At 68.9% G+C, this 1,664-nt stretch carries 1 protein-coding gene; it reads right to left on the reverse strand.

Translation table 11 applies throughout. The features are described 5' to 3' along the window. Positions 1-162: 162 nt before the first annotated feature. On the reverse strand, positions 163-1,539 hold the full coding sequence (locus ACWDUZ_RS38520) for an IS1380 family transposase (RefSeq protein WP_451636481.1): 1,377 nt from the start codon (positions 1,537-1,539) through the stop codon (positions 163-165). Positions 1,540-1,664 lie beyond the last annotated feature (125 nt).

Here is a 1,664-nt window from a genome sequence, read left to right on the forward strand (position 1 = left end):
CCTCGATCTTTCCTGAGGGTCCGCCGACGGAGTCGGTGGACCCTTTCGCTTTCCGGAGCTGACCGTGGGCAGGCCAGCGGCCCGGTTGTCGCATCGGGTGGGCGCCGGGTTCCACTGCCCGGGGTGGGTGATGTTGTCGTCGGGACGATGGAAAGCTGCTGGTCAGCCGGGGGTGGCCAGGAGTGCGAGCCGTTCGAGGGCGGCGGTGATCTCACTTGTCCAGGGCCAGTGCCGGGTGAGGCGGAGAATCCTGCGTCGGCCGGTGGTGACGAGCTGAGCGGCCGCGGAGAACAGGCGGAATCTCAGGCGGCGGGGTTCCCAGAGTCGGGCCTTGCCGCTGAGGGCGAGCATGGGCATCCAGGCCAGCAGGTCGAGGGCGATCTGGATGATCTCGAGCCAGACCTTGTTCTGGGCTGCCCGGTGCAGGGGCAGGTTGCGCAGGCCGGTGGCCCGGGCGGCCCGGATCCGGTCCTCGGCCCGGGCCCGCAGCCGGTGCCGGAGTTCGAGTTCGGCGATCGGCCGGTCGGGGGTGTTGGTCGCGAAGCATGTGATCCGCATGCCGTCCGCGTCCGTGATCCTCAACTGGGCGCCGGGGTGAGGGCGTTCCTTTCGGACGATCAGTCGCATGCCCTTGGGCCAGCCGTCCAGGAGCTTGCCGGTGAGTTCGGCGACCCAGGCCCCGTCGCGGGCCTCCCCGTCGGTCTCGACGGCCGGGGTCCAGGCTGAGGCGGGGACCTTCAGCACGTATTCGTGGATCGCTTCGGTGACCGTCATGCCGACCGAGTAGGACAGCCATCGTCCTCGCCTGGCGAGCCAGGACACGAAGTCGTGGGTGCCTCCGGCGGAGTCCGTGCGGATCAGGGTCTGCCGCCCTCGCCGATATTTCTTCGGCAGTTGTGCGAGGGCCATTTGGGCTGTGGTGATGTGGTCGGCGGCCGTGTTCGAGCCCGCGTTCCCCGGTCTGAGGAGGGCGGCGACCGGCTCTCCGGTTCCGCCCGGTCCGTGGTCGAGGAAGGCCGTCAGGGGGTGATGGCCGTAGGTCTTCTTCCAGGTCGGGGCCGCGTCTTCCTTGTCGGAGTGGGCGATCACGAGGACGCCGTCGAGATCGATGACGACCTGGCCGTCGGCGTCCGGGGCGTTCTTGCCGGCCAACGACCAGGCACGCTGGCGGATTTCGGATCGCGCGGACCGGATGGCCTGCAGGGCTTTCTCGCCGGAGGCGGCGAGGGTGTCGATCAGGCGGGAGATGGTCGGGTCGGAGGCGACCGGGCCGAAGACGGCCGGCTCACACCGCAGCATCGCGACGTCCGCGAGGCAGTTCCCGCCCAGTGCGACCGCCAGGGCGATGTCCAGGAGCGCCTTGCCGGGATCGTGAACGGCCCGCGGTTTGCGCCAAGGAGCCAGAGCCTGGGATATGGCCTGGTCAAGACCGGTCTTGCGGACCGTTTCGACGAGCAGGACCGACCCGGCCTGGGAGACGACCTGGCGGCCGTCGTCCTGGACACGGACGCGGGGGTAGGACCCGATATAGTGCTTCACCTGGGAAGTGCCTCCGGCGGTGGCAAGAGCAAGGACCTCGACAATCCTCATTCTTGCTGGTCAGAGGCACTTTCTGCTTTCCTGACCGCCTGCCGGACAGCCCACCTCGTGAAAGCGCGAGGCTA

This window comes from Streptomyces sp. NPDC003393 (assembly GCF_053589015.1).